19 protein-coding genes and 1 pseudogene are annotated in these 24,487 nt (G+C 66.3%); 4 read left to right on the top strand and 16 right to left on the bottom strand.

Annotated features, from left to right (window positions below; translation table 11 throughout):
- Positions 1 to 272 precede the first annotated feature (272 nt).
- The 11 genes from ACNFH5_RS02330 to ACNFH5_RS02280 form a co-directional block, all read right to left on the bottom strand.
- Complete coding sequence (locus tag ACNFH5_RS02330) at positions 273 to 2,297, bottom strand: methyl-accepting chemotaxis protein (RefSeq protein WP_416743922.1); 2,025 nt, start codon at positions 2,295 to 2,297, stop codon at positions 273 to 275.
- 21 nt (positions 2,298 to 2,318) lie between these two features.
- Entirely contained in the window at positions 2,319 to 2,804 is a 486-nt protein-coding gene (locus ACNFH5_RS02325; RefSeq protein WP_416743920.1) for a chemotaxis protein CheW, read from the bottom strand.
- Complete coding sequence (locus ACNFH5_RS02320; protein ID WP_416743918.1) at positions 2,791 to 4,695, bottom strand: chemotaxis protein CheW; 1,905 nt, start codon at positions 4,693 to 4,695, stop codon at positions 2,791 to 2,793. The genes ACNFH5_RS02325 and ACNFH5_RS02320 overlap by 14 nt, the downstream gene beginning before the upstream one ends.
- Positions 4,696 to 4,706: 11 nt before the next feature.
- Positions 4,707 to 5,072, bottom strand: a complete 366-nt coding sequence (locus tag ACNFH5_RS02315) for a response regulator (RefSeq protein WP_045213473.1) — start codon at positions 5,070 to 5,072, stop codon at positions 4,707 to 4,709.
- A gap of 184 nt (positions 5,073 to 5,256) precedes the next feature.
- Complete coding sequence (locus ACNFH5_RS02310) at positions 5,257 to 6,009, bottom strand: methyl-accepting chemotaxis protein (protein WP_416744381.1); 753 nt, start codon at positions 6,007 to 6,009, stop codon at positions 5,257 to 5,259.
- A gap of 1,046 nt (positions 6,010 to 7,055) precedes the next feature.
- A complete protein-coding gene (locus ACNFH5_RS02305; RefSeq protein WP_416743915.1) occupies positions 7,056 to 8,414 on the bottom strand; it encodes an 8-oxoguanine deaminase in 1,359 nt (452 codons plus the stop codon).
- 151 nt (positions 8,415 to 8,565) lie between these two features.
- Entirely contained in the window at positions 8,566 to 9,249 is a 684-nt protein-coding gene (locus ACNFH5_RS02300; protein WP_416743913.1) for an SDR family oxidoreductase, read from the bottom strand.
- A 48-nt stretch (positions 9,250 to 9,297) separates the two neighbouring features.
- Positions 9,298 to 10,098 (bottom strand): ABC transporter permease, encoded by an 801-nt coding sequence (locus tag ACNFH5_RS02295; RefSeq protein ID WP_416743912.1) that lies wholly within the window; start codon positions 10,096 to 10,098, stop codon positions 9,298 to 9,300.
- Positions 10,095 to 10,688, bottom strand: coding sequence for an ABC transporter ATP-binding protein (locus ACNFH5_RS02290; RefSeq protein ID WP_416743910.1), 594 nt, complete (start codon positions 10,686 to 10,688; stop codon positions 10,095 to 10,097). Before ACNFH5_RS02290 ends, ACNFH5_RS02295 begins: the two co-directional genes overlap by 4 nt.
- 173 nt (positions 10,689 to 10,861) lie before the next feature.
- The gene (locus ACNFH5_RS02285; protein ID WP_416743909.1) at positions 10,862 to 12,169 is read right to left on the bottom strand and encodes an MFS transporter; all 1,308 of its coding nucleotides are present in this window, start codon (positions 12,167 to 12,169) and stop codon (positions 10,862 to 10,864) included.
- 414 nt (positions 12,170 to 12,583) lie between these two features.
- Entirely contained in the window at positions 12,584 to 13,381 is a 798-nt protein-coding gene (locus ACNFH5_RS02280) for an AraC family transcriptional regulator (protein WP_416743907.1), read from the bottom strand.
- Between the two features lie 571 nt (positions 13,382 to 13,952).
- Between ACNFH5_RS02280 and ACNFH5_RS02275 the strand changes: the two genes are divergently transcribed.
- From ACNFH5_RS02275 to ACNFH5_RS02260, 4 genes are all read left to right on the top strand, one after another.
- Positions 13,953 to 14,789 carry an outer membrane protein OmpK gene (locus ACNFH5_RS02275; RefSeq protein ID WP_416743905.1) on the top strand — a complete coding sequence of 279 codons (837 nt, stop codon included), beginning with the start codon at positions 13,953 to 13,955 and terminating at the stop codon, positions 14,787 to 14,789.
- Positions 14,790 to 14,975: 186 nt separating this feature from the next.
- Positions 14,976 to 15,458 (top strand): hypothetical protein, encoded by a 483-nt coding sequence (locus tag ACNFH5_RS02270; RefSeq protein ID WP_416743904.1) that lies wholly within the window; start codon positions 14,976 to 14,978, stop codon positions 15,456 to 15,458.
- A gap of 159 nt (positions 15,459 to 15,617) precedes the next feature.
- Positions 15,618 to 16,289 carry a TetR/AcrR family transcriptional regulator gene (locus ACNFH5_RS02265; protein WP_017517837.1) on the top strand — a complete coding sequence of 224 codons (672 nt, stop codon included), beginning with the start codon at positions 15,618 to 15,620 and terminating at the stop codon, positions 16,287 to 16,289.
- Positions 16,286 to 16,876 (top strand): IMPACT family protein, encoded by a 591-nt coding sequence (locus ACNFH5_RS02260; protein ID WP_416743903.1) that lies wholly within the window; start codon positions 16,286 to 16,288, stop codon positions 16,874 to 16,876. The genes ACNFH5_RS02265 and ACNFH5_RS02260 overlap by 4 nt, the downstream gene beginning before the upstream one ends.
- 472 nt (positions 16,877 to 17,348) lie before the next feature.
- Here ACNFH5_RS02260 and ACNFH5_RS02255 read toward each other — a convergent pair whose 3' ends face one another.
- From ACNFH5_RS02255 to xdhA, 5 genes and pseudogenes are all read right to left on the bottom strand, one after another.
- On the bottom strand, positions 17,349 to 18,077 hold the full coding sequence (locus tag ACNFH5_RS02255) for a methyl-accepting chemotaxis protein (protein WP_416744380.1): 729 nt from the start codon (positions 18,075 to 18,077) through the stop codon (positions 17,349 to 17,351).
- A gap of 138 nt (positions 18,078 to 18,215) precedes the next feature.
- Positions 18,216 to 19,238, bottom strand: a pseudogene (locus ACNFH5_RS02250) (cache domain-containing protein); the annotation flags it as partial.
- 146 nt (positions 19,239 to 19,384) lie between these two features.
- A complete protein-coding gene (xdhC, locus tag ACNFH5_RS02245) occupies positions 19,385 to 20,239 on the bottom strand; it encodes a xanthine dehydrogenase accessory protein XdhC (protein WP_416743901.1) in 855 nt (284 codons plus the stop codon).
- On the bottom strand, positions 20,236 to 22,791 hold the full coding sequence (xdhB, locus tag ACNFH5_RS02240; RefSeq protein ID WP_416743900.1) for a xanthine dehydrogenase molybdopterin binding subunit: 2,556 nt from the start codon (positions 22,789 to 22,791) through the stop codon (positions 20,236 to 20,238). Before xdhB ends, xdhC begins: the two co-directional genes overlap by 4 nt.
- On the bottom strand, positions 22,784 to 24,208 hold the full coding sequence (gene xdhA / locus ACNFH5_RS02235) for a xanthine dehydrogenase small subunit (RefSeq protein ID WP_416743899.1): 1,425 nt from the start codon (positions 24,206 to 24,208) through the stop codon (positions 22,784 to 22,786). The genes xdhB and xdhA overlap by 8 nt, the downstream gene beginning before the upstream one ends.
- Between the last annotated feature and the right edge of the window lie 279 nt (positions 24,209 to 24,487).

Genomic DNA, 24,487 nt, shown 5'->3' with positions numbered 1-24,487 from the left:
GAAGGCAGAGGGAGCCGCTCGGCGTTGCCGGGATCTAGGGTGCTCCGCTTGATGCCATACAGTCCCTCTCCCTGAAGGCAGAGGGAGCCGTTCGACGTTGCCGGGACCTACGGTGCTCCGCTTGATGCCATACAGTCCCCTCTCCCTTCAGGGAGAGGGTTAGGGAGAGGGGCTCTGCATGGCACAGAGTCCATCCCAGACCATCCCTGGTCCGCGCGCGGCAACCGGCCCTCCCATTGCTCCGGCCGCCGCCATCCCTCAGCCCCGCCCGATCAGAACTCTTCCCAGTCGTCTTCTTTGCCCTTGGCGCGCACCGCCTTGGCCACGCCGCGGGCGGCGCGCGAGGTGTGCGCGGCCGGTTCGGCGCGGGCCGGGCGGGCGGAAGCCAGCGGCACCACGGTGGCCGCGATGGTTTCCAGCTTGAACACCGCAACCTGCTGGTTGAGCATGCCGGCCTGCTCCTGCAGGGCCTCGGCCGAGGCGGCGGCTTCTTCCACCAGTGCGGCGTTCTGCTGGGTCATCTCGTCCATCTGCGACACGGCGCCGTTCACTTCCTCGATGCCGCTGCTCTGCTCGGCGGAAGCGGCGGCGATCTCGGCCATGATGTCGGTGACGCGCTTGATCGCCACCACGATGTCGCTCATGGTCTGGCCGGCCTGGGCGACCAGGGTGTTGCCGCTCTCGACCTTGTCCACCGAGTCGTTGATCAGCGTCTTGATCTCCTTGGCGGCGGCGGCGGAGCGCTGCGCCAGGGTGCGCACCTCACCGGCCACCACCGCGAAGCCGCGGCCCTGCTCGCCGGCGCGCGCCGCTTCTACCGCGGCGTTGAGCGCGAGGATGTTGGTCTGGAAGGCGATGCCGTCGATCACCCCGATGATGTCGGCGATCTTGCGCGCCGAGTCGTTGATCGCGGACATGGTGCCCACCACCTTCTGCACCACGCTGCCGCCTTCGGTGGCGACTTCGGAGGCGTTCACCGCCAGCGAGTTGGCCTGGCGGGCGTTCTCGGCGTTGAGCTTCACGGTGCTGGTCAGCTCCTCCATGCTCGACGCGGTTTCCTCCAGGCTCGACGCCTGCTGCTCGGTGCGGGTGGAGAGTTCGGCGTTGCCGCTGGCGATCTCGCTGGCGGCGGTGTGGATGGTGTCGGCGGCTTCGCGAATCTGCCCGAGCATGCGCGACAGGCTCTGTGCGGTCTCGTTGGCGTAGTCCTTGAGCTCGCCGAAGGTGCCCTGGTAGTCGGCGTCGATGCGCTGGGTCAGGTCGCCCTGGGCCAGTGCGCCGAGCACGCGGGTGACATCGCGCAGGCCCTTGTCGGCGGTATCCACCAGGTTGTTCAGGCCGGTGGCGATCTTCAGGAAGAAGCCCTCCTTGTTCGAGGCCTCGATGCGCTTGGTGAAGTCGCCGGCAACAGCGGCGTCCACCAGTTGCGAGACTTCCTGCTCGGCGCGGAACTCCTCGGTGCGGTCGGTCCACTGCACGGCCGAACCCAGGCGCTCGCCGGCATCGTTGAACACCGGCACCACGTCCAGGGCGAAGCGGCGGCCACCCAGGTTCAGTTCGGCCTTATGCCGCGCGGTGAGGTGCGCGAGCATGCCGCGCTGGTGCGCCGGGTTCTTGTGGAACATGTCGATGTTGGCGCCCATCAGGCGGCTGGCGTTGAAGTTCGGCAGCTGCTTGCGGATGTCGGCCTCGGCGTTGCCGAGCATCTCGGTCACCGTGCGGTTCATGTAGATGATCTCGAGGTCGTTGTTGGCGATCATCACGTTGGCCGAGACGTTATCCAGCGCGCTCTTGATCCGTGCGTTGTACTCGGCGGCATCGGCGTTGGCCTTGAGGCTGCTGCGCACGCCGTCGATGGCCTCGGTGATGATGGCTTTCTTGCCCGGCAGGCGGTCCATCTCCACCGAGTAGTCGCCCTTGCCGTAGGCGGTGACGGTGGCGACGACCCGCATCTTCACTGCGATGTGCGCGGCGACCAGGTCGTTGATGCCCTTGGCGATGCGCGCCGGGCGGCCGGCGAACTTGTCCACCGGGATCACCTCGTCGATCCAGCCCAGTTCGTGCTGGCGAGTCATCTCCACCAGGCCCGCTTCCAGGGCCTCCACCTGGGCCTGCTCGGCGCGTTGCTCGCGCAGGCTGCGCTGGATGCCGCGCAGCCCGTCGTAGAGGCGCTCATAGCCGGCGGCGGGGGCATCGCCGATGGCGAGGTCGAGGTTGCCGTCCACCAGGCTGTGGAGGATGGCGGTGATGCGGTCGGCGCGTTGCTGCGCCACGGCGTGTGCGTTGAACAGACCCATGTTGATTATCCTCGGTCGCGATCAGGCGGCGGTTTCGTCGACCAGCGCCATTTCACGGCTGGTCATGAGTTTTTCGATGTCCACCAGGATGAGCATTCGCTCACCCAGGGTGGCCAGGCCCAACAGGTACTCGGTGTCGAAGCTGGCGGCGAATTCCGGGCGCGGCTTGATCTCCTCGCCGGCCAGGGCGATCACGTCGGAGACCGAATCCACCACCGCGCCGACGATGCGCCGGCCGACGTTGAGGATGATCACCACGGTGAACTGGTCGTAGCTGATGTCGGCCAGGTTGAACTTGATGCGCAGGTCGACGATGGGAACGATGGCGCCGCGCAGGTTGATCACGCCCTTGATGAAGGCGGGGGCGTTGGCGATCGCTGTGACCTGGTCGTAACCACGGATCTCCTGCACGCGCAGGATGTCGATGGCGTATTCCTCACGGCCCAGGGTGAAGGTCAGGTACTCCTGCACCGGGCTGCTCGCTGCGCTGGCTTCAGCTGCGCTCATGGGTGGATTCTCCTTGTGCTGCCAGACGCGGCAGGGCATCGACATCGAGGATCAGGGCGACGCTGCCGTCGCCCATGATGGTGGCGCCGGCGATCCCGTCGATCCGGCGGAAATTCTGTTCCAGGCTCTTGATCACCACCTGCTGCTGGCCGACCAGTTCGTCCACCTGCAGGGCGAAGCTCCGGCCTTCGGATTCGAGGATCACCACGATCCCCTGCTCCGGTGGCACGGGCGCCGCGCCGATGCGCAGCAACTGGTTGAGGGAGAACAGCGGCAGGTATTCGCCGCGTACGCGGATCACCGTCGATTCCTCGCCGGCCAGGCCGCGCACGTCGTCGGCGCGGGCCTGCAGCGATTCGACGATGTAGGTCAGCGGCACCACATAGTTGACCTGCTCCACGGCGACGATCAGGCCGTCGAGGATGGCCAGGGTCAGCGGCAGGCGGATGCTCATGCGGGTGCCCATGCCGGGCGCCGAATCGATGTCGATGCGCCCGCCCATGGCCTGGATGTTGCGCCGCACCACGTCCATGCCCACGCCCCGACCGGACAGCTCGGTGACTGCTTCGGCGGTGGAGAAGCCCGGCATGAAGATCAGTTGCCAGACGTCCGCATCGGTCATCCCATCGTGCACCGGCAGGCCCTTCTCGCGGGCCTTGGCGAGGATGCGCTCGCGGGACAGGCCGCGACCGTCATCGGAGATTTCTACCACCACGCTGCCGCCCTGGTGGCTGGCGGCGAGCTTCACCGAGCCCTGGGCCGGCTTGCCGGCGGCCAGGCGTTCGGCGGGCGTCTCGATACCGTGGTCGATGCTGTTGCGGACGATGTGGGTGAGTGGGTCGCTGAGCTTCTCGATGACGCTCTTGTCCAACTCGGTGTGCTCGCCCTGCAGGATCAGTTCGACCTGCTTGCCCAGGCGCGCGGAGGTGTCGTGCACCAGGCGCGGGAAGCGGCTGAAAATGAAGCTGATCGGCAGCATGCGGATCGACATCACCGATTCCTGCAGGTCGCGGGTGTTGTGTTCCAGTTGCGCCAGGGCCTGCTGCAGGCGCTCGAAGTGGGTGGGGTCGAGGTCCTCGCTGAGCTGGCTGAGCATGGCCTGGGTGATCACCAGCTCGCCCACCAGGTTGATCAGGCTGTCGATCTTCTCGACGCTGACGCGGATCGAGCTGGATTCGCTGTCGGTGCGGGGTGCGGCAGCGGGTTTGCTGGCAACGGGGGCAGCCTTGGGCGCTTCGCTGGCGACCACCTGAGCCGTCGTGACAGGAGCGCCGGGTGCCTTGTCGAAGATGCCGTAGGGTTCGACGGGCGTGGTGTCCGGGGCGCCGGGTGCGTCGTCGAAGAAGCCGAAGTCATCGTCGCTTCCCGCGCTGGTTTGGCTGGCGCCGGGTGTGCCGGGCGCATCGTCGAAGAAGCCGAATTCCTCGGCGCTGCCAGGGCTGGTTTGAGCTGCCGCGGGAGCCTCCTCGAACAAGCCGAAGCCGTTATCGGCCGCCGCAACAGGCTCCACCAGCCAGGCGCGCAGGCGCTCCACGGTGGTGGCTACCGGTACGTCCGGATCGGGCACCTGGCTGCGGTGCGCATCGAGCAGGCGTTGCAATACGTCGCGGGCTTCGAGGAACACGCCGATCATGTCCACGTGCAGGGCGGTCTGCCCGCAGCGGATGCGGTCGAGCAGGGTCTCCAGCTCGTGGGTCACGGCGGTCAGGTCGTCGAAGCCGAACATGCCGCTGGAGCCCTTGATCGAGTGGGCGGCGCGGAATATGCCATTGAGCGTCTCGGCGTCCGGCTGATCGAGGTCGAGCCCGATCAGCAGGAGTTCGAGAGTCGCCAGGTGCTCATCGGTTTCCTCGAAGAAGACCTGGAGGAATTGCTCCATACCGGTAGCCATTCAGGGTTCCCCTAGGGCAGGACCTTGCGGGTCACTTCCAGCAGTTTCGGCGGGTCGAACGGCTTGACCAGCCAGCCGGTGGCGCCCGCGCTCTTGCCCTGCTGTTTCATGGCATCGCTGGATTCGGTGGTGAGCATGAGGATCGGCGTGCCACGGTAGCCGGCCATGTCGCGCAGGCTGCGGATCAGTGTCAGGCCGTCCATGTTGGGCATGTTCTGGTCGGTGAAGACCAGGTTGTAGGTCTTGCGCTGGGCCTTGCCCAGGCCGTCCTTGCCGTCCACGGCCTCGTCCACTTCGTAGCCGGCGGACTTGAGCGTGAAGCTCAGCATCTGCCGGATCGAGGCCGAGTCATCGACGATCAGAATCTGCTTTCCCATTGCGTTGGTTCTCCTCGGATTGCAATGCGTTTGTTGTCGCCAGGCGCACAGAAACTCGCGCCATCCCGGCGCGCGGAAATGGTGTGTGGGGCTCAGCCGATGAGGGCGAGATTGGCCAGCCAGTGTTCGTTAAAGCGGGCGAAGACGGACTGCAGCATGTCGGGACTCCTGCCTTGCCTTCAGTTCAGAACAGTTCGACCTCGCCAGCGCTGAGGCTGGTCTGGGCGACCGGGTTGCTCAGGGGGCGGCCGAGTTCAGCGACTTCGCCGCGCAGGCGCTCGCCCCACTCGCCGGGCTCGCGGCCATCCAGCGCGCCCAGGCCGACGGCGAGGGCGCCGAGACGGGCGCTATGCTTGCCGATCTGGCCGAGCAGCTGGCTGCTCATGTCCTGGAACTGCAGGGCGGTGACCGCGGCGTTGACGCCGTCGCCCACTTCCAGGGAGATGCGGTCCAGCTCCTGTACCACCTTCACGGTGTGCTGGTTCATGGCGTCGAGGTCATCGAGCATGTGCTGGATCTTCTGCCGCGAATCCAGGGCGAAGGTCATGTCCTTGTCGGCCAGTTGGCTGATGGCGCCTTCGGCATCCTTGATCTCGTGGTAGACCACGTCGACGTGTTCGCGGATGGCCTGGGAGAAGTGCGTGGAGCGGGTCGACAGCGCGCGCACCTCGTCGGCCACCACCGCGAAACCTCGGCCGCTTTCGCCGGCGCGGGCGGCCTCGATGGCGGCGTTGAGGGCCAGCAGGTTGGTCTGCTTGGCGATGGCATCCATGTCCTGGGTGGACTGCAGGATCTCGGCGATCTTGTGGGTCACGCGGTCCATACGCTGCACCAGTTGCTGCGAGGTGCGGCTGGTCTCCAGGGTGGCTTCGACGAACAGCCCGAGGGTTTCCTGGGTGGCGTGGATGAAGCGTTGGAAGTCGATGTCGCCGTCCATGTGGCCACGGCCGTCGTAACGCTCGATCAGCGAGTGGGACAGGCCACGCTGGGTGTCCACGCGATCGGCGAGGGCGTGGAAGCTGTCGGTCAGTTGGCGGATGGCCTGGTGCAGGATGTTGTCGATCTGGTGGGTATGGCCGTTGAGCTGGGCCAGGTGGCTTTCCACGGCTTCCTGCAATGGGTGCCAGTGCGGCAGATCGTCGTTGTGCAGGGTGGTCGCCTTGGCATCGACGGTGGTCTTGCTGGCGCCGCACAGCAGGCTGCTCAATACCAGGCTGGAGAGCCAGCCTACCGGCAGCATCCACCAGAACGGCACGCCGACCGCGCAGAGCACGGCGACCACTGCCCAGGGCAGGGACTGAATGATGAGGCGCCGCGGCCAATCGTGGCCGGTTCCTTGAACCGCCTGGGGGTTCAACTGTGAATCGCGCATGAAGTGCACTCCATTGCCGGGCGCCGGTAACCGGGCCAAACGGCTGCTGACAACGTCTTGAGCAGGAATTCGGCCCAGCGATTTAAAACTAGAGTGCCGCTCGGTGATGTCAAACTGACGGCATATTCCCGTCACCGGGGATAGACCCTTGATCTAGAGGGGTTTTCGCTGAATGGCCGTTCATCGTCGCTGTTCGGAGGGCGACGGGCGGTAGCTCGCAGGCCTTGTGTGACGCGGGCTGTAGCGATTTTTCGATGACAAAACGTGCCGGCTGGAATGGCATCCGGAGCCACTCCGGCTGTGGAGAAAAATGTTCGGCAAGGGGTGCTGGATGTTTGGTGGCCATGAGCGCGATTGCGCAGGTGGCCCGCTCCTGCAGGTGTCGAGGTGTGCGTAGGAGCGGATTCATCCGCGATCGATTTCCGGCCGCTCCGAGCAAGCCGGTTGCACATCGCGGACGGAGTCCGCTCCTACCCAAAGCCCACCCTCGCGTGGGCTGAACCCCGCACCACCGTCTCTGGTGTAGGAGCGAGCTTGCTCGCGAACCGCCCAACCTCGGTGCCGCCGGGAAATTCGTTCGCGAGCAAGCTCGCTCCTACGACGGCTGACGCTTACAGCGTCCCGAGCAGCTTGCGCGCCGCCTGGGTGTGGTCGGCGATCAGGCGCTTGAGGTCGAGGCCTTCCACCTCACCATCCACCACGCGCCAGGTGCCGCCGATCATGATCCGGTCAGCCTTGTCGGCGCCGCACAGCAGCAGGGCCGACAGCGGGTCGTGGCTGCCGGAGAAGCGCAGTTCGTCAAGCTTGAACAGGGCCAGGTCGGCCTGCTTGCCCACGGCCAGCTCACCGATGTCGCTGCGGCCGATGAGCTTCGCCGAACCTCGTGTGGCCCAGCCCAGCGCACGTTCCGGGGTGATCTGTTCGGCGCCGTAGCGCAGGCGTTGGATGTACAGGGCCTGGCGGGCTTCGAGGATCATGTTGGAGGCGTCATTGGAGGCCGAGCCGTCCACGCCGATGCCCACCGGCGCGCCGGCGGCTTCCAGCGCCACGGTCGGGCAGATGCCCGAGGCCAGGCGCATGTTCGAGCTGGGGCAGTGGCAGACGCCGGTGCCGGCTTCGCCCAGGCGGCGGATTTCCTCGTCGTTGAAGTGGATGCCGTGAGCCAGCCAGGTGCGCGGGCCGAGCCAGCCGACGCTGTCCAGGTAATCCACGGTGCGCTGGCCGAAACGCTGCAGGCAGAAGTCTTCTTCGTCGAGGGTTTCGGCCAGGTGGGTGTGCAGGCGCACGTCCTCGCGCTCGGCCAGTTCGGCGCTGGCGCGCATGATTTCCGGGGTGACCGAGAACGGCGAGCAAGGCGCCAGGGCGATCTGCACCTGGGCGCCTTCGCCGCGCTGGTGATACTCGCGGATCAGGCGCTGGCTGTCGTCGAGAATGTCCTCGGCGCTCTGCACGGTCTGTTGCGGCGGCAGGCCGCCATCGGCCTCGCCCAGGCTCATCGAGCCGCGGGTGAGCATGGCGCGCATGCCCAGCTCCTGGACCACGCCGGCCTGTACGTCGATGGCCTGCTCGAGGCCGTCGGGGAACAGGTAGTGGTGGTCGGCAGCGGTGGTGCAGCCCGAGAGCAGCAGCTCGGCCAGCGCCACCTTGGTGGCCACGCCCAGTTGCTCGGGCGTCAGGCGTGCCCACACCGGATAGAGGGTCTTCAGCCAGGGGAACAGCGGCTGGTTCACCACTGGCGCCCAGGCGCGGGTGAGGGTCTGGTAGAAGTGGTGGTGGGTGTTGATCAGGCCGGGCGTCAGCACGTGCTGGCTGGCGTCGAAAGTCTGCTGGACGGGAGTCGAGGGCTGCTGGCCGGCAGCGACCAGTTCGACGATGCGACCGTCCTGGACGACGATGCCGCCACGGGCGTCCTGATCGTTAGCGGTGAAGATGGCCAGCGGGTTGCGCAGCCAGAGACGCGGGGAAGACATGGATGAATTCTCCAAACGGACGGAGCCGTTCGTTCGAGCCGGCTCCATGGGTTCATGGGAAGCCAGCTCAGTGTTCACCCTGTCTGCTGATCCAGGTTCGCTGACTTCGGAGTCAGGCGTGGGCGCATGGTAACGCCCACGAGGCGGATCGTCACCAGTCGATCGTCGTTCCCTGGTAATCCAGGTAGAACTGCCCGCCACGACCGGCGTGGCCTTCGATCTGCTCGGCAAGGCCCTTCACGCTGGTCTGCACGTCCAGCGGCGCGGATTCGCCGCCCATGTCGGTGCGCACCCAGCCCGGGTGCAGGTTGAGCACGGTGATGCCGGTTTCGCCCAGCTCGGCGACGAAGCTGCGGGTCAGCGAATTGAGCGCCGCCTTGCTCGCGCGGTACAGCGCCATGCCGCCGGACTCGTTGCCGGCGACACTGCCCAGTTCGGAGGTCATGAAGGCCAGCACGCCGTTGTCCGCGTTCAGCCGCGGCAGCAGGCGTTCGGCCAGACGCAGCGGGGCGATGGCATTGACCATGAACAATTGGCCGACGTCGGCAAGGCTGGCGTCGATGGCCGACTGGTGCGGCGGGCCGTAGATGCCGGCGTTGATGTAGACGAGGTCGAAGTGCGCGCCGGCCAGGGCTTCGGCGAGGCGGTCCTGGGAGTGGATGTCGTCCAGCAGCAGGGCTTCGACGCGCACCGGCAGGTTGGCCAGCTCGCCGAGATGGACGACGTCGCGCACGGTGGCGGTGACGTCCCAGCCACGGTCCAGCAGCTCGCGCACCAGGCCCAGGCCGAGGCCGCGCGAGGCGCCGATGATCAGGGCGGATTTCGGGGTGGTCATGGCTGGCTCCTGTGGCGGGGAAAGGTGCTCAGCATACGCCAGCGTCGCTCAATCGTCGGCATGCAGACGATCCAGGCGCAGGCGCTCGCGCGGGTCGGTCAGCCGCCACAGCGACAGGTACACCGCGCCCAGCGCGGCGATGAAGCCGGCGCCAGCGAGCAGGAACATCAGCAGGATCTGGTAGCGCGCGGCATCCAGTGGGTCCATGCCGGCGAGGATCTGGCCGGTCATGATGCCCGGCAGGGTGATGATGCCGGCGGCGGCCATCTGGTTCAGCGTGGGAATCAGCCCGGTGTAGAGCGCGCGGCGGATCAGCCCGCTGAGCGCGGTATGGCGGTCCGCGCCCAAGGCCAGGCGCGCTTCAATGGCTGCCCGCTCGCGGGTGACGCTGGCGAATACCTGGTTCAGCGCCAGGCTGGCCGCATTCATCGCCGTGCCAAGGATGATGCCCACCAGCGGAATCGCGTGGCGCGCGTCATACCAAGGGGTTGGCCGCAGGCTGCCGGCCAGGGCAAACAGGGCGATGCCCAGGGTGGCGATGCCGACCGCGCTGCCGCCGATGCCCAGGTGCCAGAGGCCGGTCAGTCGCCGGCGCTGCCGCGAGCCGACTTCGAAGGTCGCAGCGCCAAGCATCACGGCGATTACCAGCGCCGTCAGCCAGGGCGAGGACAGTGCGAACACCTGGCGTAGGAAGAATCCCACCAGCACCAGTTGCACCACCAGGCGCGCGGCGGAGATCAGCAGCGTGCGTTGCAGGCCCAGGCGGAGCGCCCAAGACAGCGCCGCCGCCGCGACGATCAGCAACGCCGCCAGGGCCAGTTCCGGCACGCTCAATTGTAGCGGCGTCATGGGCGCAGCTCCGTCAGTCCGTTGAGGTCCAGGTGCAGCTGCCGCTCGCCGAGGCGCCGCGCCTGCTCGGCATCGTGGGTCACCACCAGCAGGCCCATGCCCTGTGCCTTGGCCGCCAGCAGCAGGCGCTCGACTTGCTCGCGATTGTCCGGGTCCAGTGCGGCGGTGGGCTCGTCCAGCAGCAGGAAATGCGGGCGTTGCACCAGGGCGCGCAGCAGGGCCAGGCGCTGCCGTTCGCCGGTGGACAGGTGCGCGACCTGCGCCTGCAGCCGCGCCGGGTCGAGATTGAGCTGCGGGAGCAGCCGGCGGGCGCCGTCGAGGTCGGAGAAGTGCGCGGCAACGTCGTCTTCCCACCAGCCGGATTCGGCCGGCACGTAGGTCACCCAGCGTCTCCAGACATGGGCCGGCTGGCTCTCGCGGTTCACCCCGCCGAGGCTGACCGCGCCCTGGTTCGGGTCGAGGTCGGCGAGCAGGCGCAGCAGCAGGCTCTTGCCGACCCCCGAAGGGCCGCTGAGCACCGTGCAGTGGCCGGGTTCCAGGTCGAGATCGAACGGCCCGCTGAGGGCGCCGCGCAGAGAGCGCGCGCTCAACGCTCCGACGGGAAAGGGGGAAGGGCTCATGGGATTGGCTATGCGACCGTGACGCTGGCGAGGATAGCGCAGCGTCGCGCGTCACCGCAGAAACGACAAGGCCCGGCATGAGCCGGGCCTTGTGGATAAAAAGCCCCGGAGAGTGTGCGCCGGGGCCTGGGCAAGGAGCCCAATCAGTCGGTGGTGATCTTCGAGTGTTTCTGGGTGTCCTTCATGGTCACGTAGACCAGCAGCGAGCAGGCGATGCACGCGGTGACGTACCAGTAGAAGCCGCTCTCCATGCCGATGCTCTTGAACCACAACGCCACGTACTCGGCGGTGCCGCCGAAGATGGACACGGTCAGTGCGTACGGCAGGCCCACGCCCAGGGCGCGGATCTCGGTGGGGAACAGCTCGGCCTTCACCACGGCGTTGATCGAGGTGTAGCCGCTGACGATGACCAGCGCGGCCATGATCAGGAAGAACGCGCCCCACCAGGTGTCGATGGTGTGCAGGGTGCTGAGGATCGGGTAGGTGAACACGGTGCCCAGCACGCCGAAGGCGATCAGGATCGGGCGACGGCCGATCTTGTCCGAGAGCGCGCCGACGATCGGCTGCAGCAGCATGAACAGGAACAGCGTGGCCGCCGAGATCATGGTCGAGTCGTTCTTGCTCATGCCCACGGTGTTCACCAGGTACTTCTGCATGTACGTGGTGTAGGTGTAGAAGGCCAGGGTACCGCCCATGGTCAGGCCGACCACGGTGAGCACTTCCTTGGGATGGCGCATCAGCGAGCGCATCAGGCTTTCCTTGGGCTCTTCCTTCTTGGTGCTGAAGGACTCGGTCTCTTCCATGCCGCGACGCAGGAACATGGCGACGACCGCGCACAGCGCGCCGATGAAGAACGGAATACGCCAGCCCCAGCTTTCCAGCTGCTCGACGCTCAGCGTCTGTTGCAGGACGATCAGCACCGCCAGGGCAATGAGCTGGCCGGAGATCAGGGTCACGTACTGGAAACTGGAGAAGAAGCCGCGCTGCTCCTTGTTGGCCATCTCGCTCAGGTAGGTCGCGGACGTGCCGTATTCGCCGCCGACCGACAGGCCCTGCAGCAGGCGCGCGAGCACCAGCAGGATCGGGGCGCCGACGCCGATGGTTTCATAGCTGGGGGTCAGGGCGATGATCAGCGAGCCGAAGCACATCAGCAGGACCGAGGCCAGCAGCGCCGCCTTGCGGCCCTTGCGGTCGGCATAGATACCCATCAGCCAGCCGCCGATCGGGCGCATCAGGAAGCCCACGGCGAAGATCGCGGCGGTGTTCAGCAACTGGGCGGTCATGTCGCCCTGGGGGAAGAACGCCTTGGCGAAGTACAGCGAGAAGGCGGCGTAGACGTACCAGTCGTACCACTCGACCAGGTTGCCGACCGAGCCACTGAAGATCGACTTGATGCGCTGGGAAGTCGTGCGGGGTGCGGCAGAAGCGGAGACGGCGCTTGCGCTATCCATGGGTATTCCTCTTGTCGTTGTTGTCGTCAGGCGTGCGGACTACTCGAAAACGTCACGCCGGCGCGCCGCGAGGGCGGCGCAGTGTCGAGGGCGATAGCAGGCAGCGTGCCAAGGCTCGAAAGCCGCGTGGCAGAAGGGTTTCAGTGGTTTTCTGTCGGGTGATGGCAGGCGAAGCGGCGCCGATTGGCGCGGGTCTTGAGCGGAAATCCGCCGATGCATGTATCTGTAGGAGCGAGCTTGCTCGCGAACGAATTTCCCGGCGGCACGAGGTTGGGCGGTTCGCGAGCAAGCTCGCTCCTACACAAGACGCTGCGGCGCGGGAGCCAACCCATCGCGGACGGAGTCCGCTCCTACGCGGGGGTGGGCTTTGGGTAGGAGCGGACTCCGTCCGCGATCGGTACCCACCGGCACGGTCTACCGCTGCCGGAACAGATCGCCGGGCGTAAACCCGAACAACCCCTTGAACGACGCGATATACGCCGAGGTGGAGTCGTACCCGCAATCCAGCGCCGCCGCGGTCACGCTGTCGCCGGCCTCCAGTGAGCCGAGCGAGGCAAGCAGGCGCTGGCGCTGTCGCCACAGGCGGAAGGTCATCCCGGTCTCGCGCTGGAACAGCCGCGACAGGGTCTTCTCCGAGGTGCCGATGCGCTGCGCCCAGTCACCCAGAGTGTGGCTGTCGGTCGGGTGGTCGATCAGCGTCTGGCATAACTGCAGCAGCCGGCCCTCCTGCGGCATCGGCAGGGAGAAGGCGACTTCCGGCAGGTCGCGCAGCTGGTCCAGCAGCACTTCCACCAGCCGCGATTCAGCGCTGTCGCCCTGTGGATAATCCACCGGCAGCTCGCAGAAGCTCTTGATCAGCTCGCGCGCCAGCGGCGTCACCTCCAGCACCCGGCAGCGGTCCGGCGCCCAGCGGCAGGCGTCGTCGCGGATGTACAGGCTGCGCATTTCCGCCTGGGTCGAGGTCACCACTTCATGATCGAGGAAGGCCGGAATCCAGATGGCCCGCTGCGGCGGCGCGAAGAAGCTGCCCTCAGCGGTGTGCACACCCAGTACGCCGGTGATGGCATAGGACAGTTGCACCCAGGCGTGATGATGCCGGCTGGTCCAGGAGCCCGCGCGCAGCCGTTCGGCCCGCGCATAGACCGGCCGCGGCAGGCGCTCTAGCACCGGGATCAGGCGTTGCAGTTCGGGAGCTTGTCCTTTCATCGGCATATCTTGGAAGAGTATCGCTGGTTGGCAAAGTCTGGCAGGCCGCCCCGCTTGTCTCAAGCCGGAGCAGAGGCGCTCGCGGTGGAATCGACTTTTGTTGCAGCGCTGACGGAAACGTCCGGAAGCTCGACCGCCCGGCGGTCCGAGGCACTCTGGCAGGTGTGGTAAATGCCCTTGTCTGGCATTATCCGCGCCCGGAAAAACGCGTGGTGTATTCCGACGGCTGTTGTGTAGATTTCCCACAAGGGAGTTGTATACACAATTTGTGTTGATTCGTTTCAACACAGGTTTGTCATGTATCCAATCTTCTGGTTGGCAATCGCCATTGCGGTGCTTCCTGCTGGGGCCGACGCCCTCTAAACAGGCGAAGTTGTCCTGTGAGTCAGGAAATGGCCCGGCCCGTGCACCTGCGTCTTCTCTGCCAAAGGAGCGAATCCGAAGGGGTTCGTCATAAAAGTGGAACATCTGGTCAGGATTGGCGCCAATCTTGCTTTTCCTCGCCAGGCCTGACCGACCGGACAGGTTCCACCGACAATTAAAAACGCAACACGACTGCACTGATTAGGAGCAACGCATGACTCGCACTCTCGCATCCCTGCTGCTCGCCGGCGGGCTGCTCGCGGCCGGGCAGGCCATGGCTGGCGGTGAAGACCTGGAGCCGGCCAAGGCCGTCAACGATGGCCCGCTGATCTGGCACAACGAAAGCCTGTCCTACCTGTGGGGCAAGAACTTCAAGGTAGACCCGCCGATCCAGCAGACCTTCACCTTCGAGAGCGCGAGCGCCTGGACCTGGGGCGACATCTGGTTCTTCGTCGACCAGATCAACTACAACGGCAAGGAAAGCGCCACCAACGGCAAGAACACCTACTACGGTGAGTTCAGCCCGCGCCTGTCGTTCGGCAAGATCACCGGCACCGACCTGTCCTTCGGCCCGGTCAAGGATGTGCTGCTGGCCACCACCTACGAATTCGGCGAGGGCGACGTCGAGTCCTACCTGGTCGGTCCGGGCTTCGACCTGGCACTGCCGGGCTTCGATTACTTCCAGCTGAACTTCTACTACCGCAAGCCCGATGGCAACCGCGTGCCGTCCGGCGCCTGGCAGATCACCCCGGCCTGGGCCATCACCATCCCGGTGGGCAACTCCGATATCCTGTTCGACGGCTTCATGGACTGGGTCGTGAACAACAAGGACGCCAGCTCCAGCCACCGCAACCAGTCGGACTACCACGCCAACCTGCACTTCAACCCGCAGCTCAAGTACGACCTGGGCAAATCCCTGGGCTACGAGGCCAAGCACCTGTACGTGGGTATCGAGTACGACTACTGGTCCGACAAGTACGGCATCAAGGATTCGCAGTACTTCACCACCGACCAGAACACCGTCAGCGCGCTGGTCAAGTACCACTTCTGACGCTCTTGACGACCCCGCCGCCCGGCGGGGTCGTTGTCTCAGGCACTGCCCCCTTCCTCGCTCCAGTCCCTTTGCTTTCACAAAATTCGGAAATTGCCCACGCTCTATCCCGGCCCCGGCCAATTGGTCGCGGGCGCCCGTGCCTCTAGCGTTGCCTCTCCTTGCTTCACCATGGAGATTCGAGCAATGAAAAGATTGTTGATCGTGGCAATCGCCGTGAGCGTCAGTGCGCCGTTGCTGGCTGCGCCTGTGGCGCAGGACGGCATTCCGCCCACCAGGGTTCACAAAGAAACGCATGCCGGTGGCTTCTACCAGGACGTAGTAGTCCGGTCCCAGCCGGCCGCGCCGCAGGAGCCCGAGAAGGAGCACAAGGCTGTGGTCGCAACCACGGAGTGCGCCCCGCTGTGGGGTGGCGGCAAGTCTGACGAGCAATCGCAGCAGGCACGCAACACCGCAGGAAACGAGGAGGAGAACCGTGATGGTGCGGCCATCGTTCCGGTTCCGGATGGTTGTGCAGGCCTGGGGCTGAGTCGCCCGCTGTACGGCAATATGTCCGTGGGCGCAGCTGTCGGCATCGGTGCCGCGATCGTCGCGGTGGGTGCTGCCATCGGCAACCATGGTGGTGGTGGCCACCACAGCTCGTCCGGTACCACGGGTACCACCAAGTAAGGGGCTTCCCCGGCGCTCGCCGGGGCAGGGCCGCTTGCCGGCGGGGATCGGTTGCCAGGCTGGCACCGGTTCCCGCCCTTTTTCATGCCTTGTGCTTGAATCCCGCCACCCGCCTGGGTTATCCATGCAGCGCCCCCGCTCAATGCACGGACAACCCGCATGACCCTCCAGGTACCCGCCCACACTGCGCCCAACGGCGAAAAGCCCGCCGGCCGTATTCGCCAGAAGAACGAGGAAGCCATCCTCGCCGCCGCCGAGGAGGAGTTCGCCCGCCACGGTTTCAAGGGCACCAGCATGAACACCATCGCTCAGCGCGTTGGCCTGCCCAAGGCCAACCTGCACTACTACTTCAGCAACAAGCTGGGGCTGTACGTGGCGGTGCTGAGCAACATCCTCGAACTGTGGGACAGCACCTTCAACCACCTCACCGTGGACGATGATCCGGCCGCTGCCCTGGCGACCTATATCCGCGCCAAGATGGAGTTCTCCCGTCGTTACCCGCAGGCCTCGCGAGTGTTCGCCATGGAGATCATCAGCGGCGGCGAATGCCTCTCCGAGCATTTCAGCCAAGACTACCGCACCTGGTTCTCCGGCCGTGCCGCGGTGTTCCAGGCCTGGATCGACGCCGGCAAGATGGATGCGGTGGACCCGGTGAACCTGATCTTCCTGATCTGGAGCAGTACCCAGCACTACGCCGACTTCGCCACCCAGATCGGCTTCGTCACCGGCCGCAAACGCCTGTCCAAGCAGGATTTCAGCGACGCCAGCGACAATCTCATCCGCATCATCCTCAAGGGTTGCGGGCTGACGCCGCCACCGGCCTCGGCATGAGTTTCACCCTCGCCGGACCTGCGGTTTACGAGGAAGACATCCGCAAGAGCCGCTTCCACTGCGTCGCCGCCCCGATTGCCAGCGAAGCCGAGGCCCAGGCCTTCCTCGCTAGGCACCGTGACCCCAGCGCCGGGCACAACTGCTGGGCCTGGAAGCTGGGCAACCAGTACCGTTTCAGCGACGACGGCGAGCCCGGCGGCACGGCCGGCCGGCCCATGCTGGTCGCCATCGAGGGGCAGGACATGGACCGCGTCGTGGTCGTGGTCAGCCGTTGGTTCGGTGGCATCAAACTCGGCACTGGCGGCCTGGCCCGCGCTTACGGTGGCTGCGCGGCGAAATGCCTGCAGGACGCCGAGCGCATCGAACTGGTGCCCAGCAGCCGACTGGCTTTCGACTGCAGTTTCGCCGAGCACGCGCTGTTCAAGGCGCGGGTGCTGGCACTTGGCGCCAGCATCGAAGACGAAGCCTTCGGTGCGCAAGGCGTGCGCATGACGCTGAACCTGCCGACTACTCAGGTCGAGCCCTTGCAGAAGCTGCTCAACGACCTCAGCCGTGGTCGTACCCAGGCGCAGTTGCTGGACGCCTGATTCTTCTCCCCAATTGCCGTGGAACCGCCTGTGGATAACCTGTGGCCGGAGCGCTCCTGGCCCCGCCGTCCGCTGCTTGCAGCGCCTCGCTCATTTTCTGATCAATCGGACGCCAGCCTGTTGAGCAAAATATGAACAAGCTGTGGAAAAGATGTGGGTGAAATTTCACCTGAACATCGTCAAGTGCGCCTTCTGACCATTCGGTGAGTTATTCATCGGATTGATGCAGGGCTTGCTGGGCCTGGGCTTGGGATTTTCATCGGTTGTGCGGGTTGCGCCCGGAGGGTTGTGGGTAAGTTTCTGGACAATCTGTGCGCAACGTGTGGGAAAGGTGTCTCGCTGACGAGACACTTCGTGCGCTGATCGGCCGTGATCAGCCACCGGCCATGGCGGAAAGCCTGCCGTTTCGCTTGGAAAATCTGTGGATAACATTGGGGAAAAGGCGCCGGCGCAAGCCCGGCGCTAGAGCCGTTCAAAGTCGGAACTGCGCCATCTGCCGCGCCAGGTCATCGGCCAGGGTGCGCAACGCGCGGCATTGCTCGCGGCCATGCTGCACTTCGCGCGTGGTGGCGTGGGCCAGGTCGGCGATGCCCTGCACGTTGCGGTTGATCTCCTCGGTTACCGCCGACTGCTCTTCGGTGGCCGTGGCGACCTGGTGGTTGATGTCGCTGATGCGCTCCACCTGATCGGCGATAGCGCCCAGCGAGGCGCCGGCCTGTTCGCTGGCAGCCAGGCTCTGCCCGGTGGTCTGCTGGCTGGATTGCATCGAGCGCACCGCTGCCTCCGCGCCGCCCTTCAGGCGCTGGATGATGGTGAGGATTTCGTCGGTCGAGCCCTGGGTGCGGCTGGCCAGCGTGCGCACCTCATCGGCGACCACGGCGAAGCCGCGACCCAGTTCACCGGCGCGCGCTGCTTCGATGGCCGCGTTGAGCGCGAGCAGATTGGTCTGCTCCGAGACGCCACGGATTACCGCCAGCACCTGGTCGATGCTCGCCACCTGTCCGGCCAGCTCGCCCACGGCGCCAGCGGCCTCGCCGATCTCCCCGGACATGCGCTGACCGACCTGCAGCGAACCGCCCACCACGCGGCGTGCTTCGCCGGCTTCCTCGCGGGCCTGCTGCGAGGCACTCGCGGCCTGTTCGGCGTTGCGGGCGATTTCCTGCACCGTGCTGCCCATCTCGTTCACCGCCGTGGCGACCATGTCGGTCATTTCCTGCTGGCGGCCGGCACGCTCGGCGGTGTTGTCCACCACCTGCGCTACCTCGCCTACGGTGCGCAGCAATTGCTGGCTGGTGCCGAGCACGGCGCCGATCAGTGCGCGCTGGCCTTCGAGGAAGCGGTTGAAGCCACGGGCGAGGTCGCCCAGTTCATCCGCGCGGCTGTCGTCCAGGCGGCGGGTGAGGTCGCCGCCGCCGCCGCCGATTTCCAGCAGCGCACCGGTGACCTGGCGGATCGGCCTGGCCAGGCTGCGCGCCATCAATACGACCAGCGCCAGGCAGAGCAGGGCGACCACAGTCCCGGCGAGGCCGGAGAAGGCCAGTGCCTCGCGGGCGTCGGCGTAGATTTCCGCTTCCGGGACTTCACTCACCAGGGTCCAGCCCAGGTCATGCAGCGGCAGGCTGGCGGCCAGGTAGTCCTCGCCGTCGCGCTCGAAACGCGCGCTGTGGAAGCCTTGCTGGCCGAGCAGCGCGCCGGCGGCGCTGGCACCGATCAGGTCGCCAAGGTTGCGCCCCTTGGGCAGCGAGGCATCGGGGTGGATCTGCACCTGGCCGTCGTTCTTCACCAGGTACACGCGGCCGGACTGGCCGAAGCGGAAGTCGCGGATCAGCGTCGACAGCTCGCGCATTTCCAGGCCCAGCCCTGCGATGCCCAGCAGCTTGCCGCCCTTTTCCACGCGCTGGTCGATGAACAGCGCCAGTTCGCCGGTGCTGCCGTCGGTGTCGATGTTCCACATGCGCGGCTTGCCGCTGTCGATGAACTGGAAGTACCAGCTGTCCTTCGGCTCGCTGCGGCTCAGCGTGCGTTCCTTGCCCTTGTCGCTGTAGTAGGCGCCGCTGGCGTTGGAGGTGATCAGCGCGGAGAAGGCCTTCTGGGAGGCACGGATACCGCTCAGATAGCGGGTGAATTCGGCCAGTTTCTCCGGGCTCTCGCCGGCTGCCAGCCAGTCCTGCACCAGGGTGTTGTCGGCGATGCCTGCCGCCGCGGTGATGGGGCCGGTGAGGCGCTTCTCGAAGTCGTTGGCAATCGCCTGGATGCTCGCCGGCAGCGCCTGTTCGAGCAGGTAGCGCTCGCTCAGGCGATTGACCAGCACGGCATACAGGCCGAGGACGATGAGCAGGCTGATGAGCAGGGCAGCGCCCATGCTGAGGATGAGTTGGGTCTGGATACTTCGCAGGCGCATTTTCTTGTTTTCCTCCGAACGCACAACGAAACGCCCGACAGAGGCGGGCGAAGAGACGGGGTCGTTGAGTGTATCGGCGGGGGTAGGAAAAACTGTTGTCCAATCGGTCAGTTTTTTATGTCTGCTGGTGCGTCGCTGCACGAGCCTTCACCACACAGCTCGGCCCATTCCACTCCTTCGCGCGTCTGTCGGGCAGGGGCGTCCTGGTGATAGCGGGCGATGACCTGGGCGGCGACCGAGATGGCCACTTCCAGCGGGCGTTTGCCGGGCACTTCGGACAGGCCGATGGGGCAATGCATTTGCTCGATCACCTCCTGTGGATAACCGTGCTGTTCCAGCCGCATCTGGAAGCGCCGGGCCTTGGTGCGCGAGCCGATCATGCCGAGGAAGCCGGCGTCGCCGCGCTTGAGCACCGCTTCGGCGATGGCGTAGTCCTGCGGGTGGTTGTGGGTCATGACCAGGAAGTAGCTGCCCGGCGATGCCTCGTGCACCGCGTCTTCCGGCTCTTCCAGCAAACGCATGCGTACACCTTCGGGAACGGACTGGGGGAACTGGGCCGCACGACTGTCCACCCATTCCAGGCGCAGCGGCAGCCCCGCCAGCAGTGGCGCGAGCGCACGGCCCACATGGCCGGCACCGAACAGCACGACCTGCGGCCCGCGTGCGGCGAAGCATTCGAACAGCAGGCTGGCGCGGCCGCCGCAGCATTGGCCCAGTCGCGCGCCGAGCGGGAAGTGTTCCAGCGCCTGGCTGTCCTTGCCGGCTAGTAATAGCTGGCGGGCGTGCTCGATGGCGGCGAATTCCAGGTGGCCGCCGCCGATGGTGTCGAAGGTTTCCCCGGCGGTCACCAGCATCTTGCTGCCGGACTCGCGGGGCGTGGAGCCCTGCACGCCGACCACGGTGATCAGCACGTAGCTTTCAGCGCTGTCGCGCAGGCGGGCGATGGCGTCCATCCAGGTCATGGCTTGAACTCCTCTGCTGGCTGTTCACCCTCTCCCCAGCCCTGGCTGCGCGCCCCGCTCCGAAGGGAGAGGGGGCGGTTCGGTGCAGGATAGGAGGATGGTCTTTTCACGGACAGCGCAACTGCCGGCTGAAGACCCGGAGGAGCGTCGCGCCGATCGGTCCCCTCTCCCGCTTGCGGGAGAGGGTCAGGGTGAGGGCGCTCTTGCCCTGCGCAACGCATCGCCTCACAGGCCCAGAGTACCCGCTCCGGCGTCGCCGGCGTATCCAGGTCGGGGCTCAGCCGGTAGTCCGCGAGGCTGGCGATGGCGTCGCGCAGCGCCGACCACACCGAGATCGCCAGCATGAACGGCGGTTCGCCCACCGCCTTGGACAGGTACACGCTGTCCTCCTCGTTGGGCCGCTCGAACAGCGCCACGCGAAAGTCTTCCGGCGCGTCGCTCACCGCCGGGATCTTGTAGGTGGCCGGTCCCACGGTGAGCAGCTTGCCCGAGTCGTCCCAGCGCAACTCCTCGGTGGTCAGCCAGCCCATGCCCTGGACGAAGCCGCCTTCGATCTGGCCAATGTCGATCGCCGGGTTCACGCTGCGGCCGACGTCGTGGAGGATGTCCACGCGAAGCACGCGGTATTCGCCCGTCAGCGTGTCGACTTCCACCTCGGATACCGCCGCGCCATAGGCAAAGTAGAAGAACGGGTGGCCCTGGCTCTTCTCGCGGTCATAGAAGATCTTCGGCGTGCGATAGAAACCGGTGGCGGAGAGTTGGATACGCGCGAAGTAGGCGGCCTGGACGACTTCGGTGAAACCCAGATGCTGCGCCCCGACGCTCACGCCGCCGTGCTCGAAGCGAACCTCCTGCGGTTTCACGCCATCGCGTTCGGCGAGGAAGTCGATGAGGCGCTTCTTCAGCGTGCGCGCGGCATCGCGGGCAGCCATGCCGTTCAGGTCGGTACCACTGGAAGCTGCGGTGGGCGAGGTGTTGGGTACCTTGTCGGTGCGCGTGGCGGTAATCACCACGCGCTCCAGCGGCACCTGGAATTCCTCGGCGACGATCTGCGCAACCTTGGTGTTCAGGCCCTGGCCCATCTCGGTGCCGCCGTGGTTCAACTGGATGCTGCCGTCGGTGTAGAGGTGGATCAGCGCGCCGGCCTGATTCAGGTGCTGCGCGGTGAAGGAAATGCCGAACTTTACCGGCGTCAACGCCAGGCCCTTTTTCAGCACCGGGCTCTGCGCGTTGAACTCGTGGATCGCCGAACGACGCGTGGCGTAGCCGCTGCTCTGCTCCAGCCGCGCGATCAGTTCGCCCAGCAGGTTGTGCTCTACCTTCTGGTGGTAGGGCGTCAGCTCGCGCCCTTTCTCACTTGAAAGTAAGCCGCCGTAGAGGTTCAGCTTGCGCACCTCCAGCGGGTCCTTGCCCACCGCGCGGGCGATGTCGTCCATGGCGCGCTCGATGATCATCATCCCCTGGGGCCCGCCGAAGCCGCGGAAGGCGGTGTGCGAGACGATGTTGGTGAAGCTGCGGTAGCCGGAGATGGCCACGTCGGGGATGAAGTAAGCGTTGTCGGCATGGAACATCGCGCGGTCGACGATGGCGTCGGAGAGGTCCGGCGAATGCCCGCAGTCGCCCACCACTTCGAGCTGCGCCGCGAGCAGTCGGCCCTCGCCGTCGAAGCCGATGCGGTAGCGGTTGTGGAAGGGATGGCGCTTGCCGGTCAGGCGCATGTCGTCAGCGCGCGGCAGGCGCAGCTTCACTGCGCGACCGGTCTTGTGCGCGAGCAGCGCGGCGAGGCAGGCGAAGGGCGCGGCCTGGGTCTCCTTGCCACCGAAACCGCCGCCCATGCGGCGCACTTCCACGGTGACCTTGGCCAGCGGAATCGCCAGTACTTCGGCCACCAGCTTCTGCACTTCGCTGGGGTGCTGGCTGGAGGTGTGCACCAGCATGCCGCCGTCATCGCCGGGCAGGGCGAGCGAGGCCTGGCCTTCGAGGTAGAAGTGCTCCTGGCCGCCGATGAACTGGCGCGCCTCCAGCACGTGCGGAGCGCCCTCCAGTGCAGCCTGCGCATCGCCCCGGCGCATGTGGTGTGGTGGGCGTACGAAGCGTTCCTCGGCCTTGGCCTTCAACGGATCAATCAGCGGGTCTTCCTGCGCGTATTCAACCTTCGCCAGGCGCACCGCGCGGCGCGCCTGGATCAGGCTTTCGGCGGCGACGGCGAACAGCGCCTGGCCGTGGTACTTCACCCGCTCGCCAGCCAGCAGCGGGTCGCCGGGGAACACCGGGCCGATGTCGGTGTGACCGGGCGCGTCGTCCAGGGTCAGCACGGCCACCACGCCGGGCGCGCTGCGCACGGCGTCGAGGTCGAGCGAGCGCACGGCGCCACAGGCGATTTCAGTCAGCCCGACAGCGGCATGCAGCAGGTCGCGTGGCTCCTTCAGGTCATCCACGTAGCGTGCAGCGCCGCTTACGTGCAGCGCGGCGCTATCGTGCTCGCGGGGCTTGCCCGCGCTGTGGGTGGCGACCGTGACGCCATTGCTGGCCAGCGGTGGCAGGCTACGCATGGCGCACCTCCGCAGCATTGTCGGACCACTCCAGTAGTGCGCGCTGCAACAGGTTCTGCGCCACCTTCAGGCGATAGGCGGCGCTGGCGCGCAGGTCGTCGATGGGCTGGAAATCCTGCGGGATCGCCGCTTGTGCGGCGGTCACGGCAGCGGCGTCGAAACGTCTGCCACGCAAGGCCGCTTCGCTCTGTGCGCCGCGCAAAGGCGTAGCGGCCATGCCGCCGCAGGCGAGGCGTGCGTCGGTGACGATGCCGGTGTCGTCCAGGTCCAGTCGCAGGGCCAGGCAGACGGCGGAGATGTCGTCGTCACGCCGCTTGGATACCTTGTCGACGCGGAACCGCTGATTGCTGCGCAAGCGCGGGATCAGCACCGTTTCGATGTATTCGCCGGGCAGCAGGATTGTCTTGCGGTACCCGGTGAAGAACCCGTCGATGGAGACTTCACGCATGCTCCCCGCCCTGCGCAGACGCAACCGGGCGTCCAGTGCCAGTAGCAGCGGGGGCATGTCGCCGATGGGCGAGGCGTTGGCGATATTGCCGCCCAGGGTGCCGCGCTGGCGGATCTGCAGCGAGCCAAGGCGCTCCAGCAGGGCGGCGAGGCCGGGGAATTCCTGCAGTGCTTCGAGGCAGTCGGCATAGGTCCGTGCAGCGCCGATCAGCAGGTGGTCGGGGTGGGCTTCCAGGCGCTGCAATTCGCTCACCCGATCAAGGTGGATCAGCGCCGGGAAGGTCTTAAGATTCTGCGTGGCTTCCAGCGCCAGGTCGGTGCCGCCGGCGATCAGTCGGGCAGTCGGCTGGCTTTGCAGGAGGGCGTCCAGCTCATCCAGCGAGGCGGGTAACCAGGCCTGCGCCTCGCCTTCGCGCAGGGCGCCGGCTGTGGATATCTGCCGTAGGCGGGCAACGGTGAGGGCGGTGTTCTGCTCGAAAAGGTCGTGACAGGGCTGCCCGGCGATCTGTGTGGCAGCATCGAGGATCGGCCGGTAGCCGGTGCAGCGGCACAGGTTGCCGGACAGCGCGGTCAGCGCCGTCTCGCGGTTGTGCGGCGGCGGCGAGTGGTGCCAGGCGAACAGCGACATGACGATGCCTGGCGTGCAGAAGCCGCACTGCGACCCATGGCAGTCCACCATCGCCTGCTGCACCGGGTGCAGCGCGCCGGGTTCGCCGAGGTTCTCCACGGTCAGCACCTGGCGCCCGTGGACCGCTCCCAGCAACGTGATGCAGGCGTTCACTGCGCGGTAGCGCAGGGTTTCGCCCTCGGGTTCGGCGAGCACCACGGTGCAGGCGCCGCAGTCGCCCGAGGCGCAGCCCTCCTTGGTGCCGGTGCGCGCGCGGTGGATGCGCAGGTAGTCGAGCAGGCTGGTCTCGGGTGCCAGGCCGTCGACCTGGATGGCTTCGTCGCCGAGCAGGAACTGGATCATCGGGAGTCCTCGTCGTCAGGCGTGCGGCGTAGCGCTTCGCGAAGGCTGTCCGGATACGCGAGAGCCCCCCGGCAGCAGCCCTCACGCACAAGCATAGGCTCGTAGGCGGGCAGGGCAAAAAGGCGAAGGCTGGGAGAGGGGGCAGAGGACCGTACGTCGCATCCGCCGTTGCCCTCCCGTGGCTTTCGCGCCAAGGTGTCAGGACCGGTGCCAGCCGCCGGACTCAGGGGGGAAGGGCTTGAGGCCGCCAGGCAGAGCCCTCGAAGCAAGCATCCAGCG

This window comes from Pseudomonas sp. NY15435 (assembly GCF_048068295.1).
GTDB lineage: Bacteria > Pseudomonadota > Gammaproteobacteria > Pseudomonadales > Pseudomonadaceae > Pseudomonas.
The sequence above is the reverse complement of the archived record's forward strand: the minus strand, read 5'-3'. Positions and strand labels throughout refer to the sequence as shown.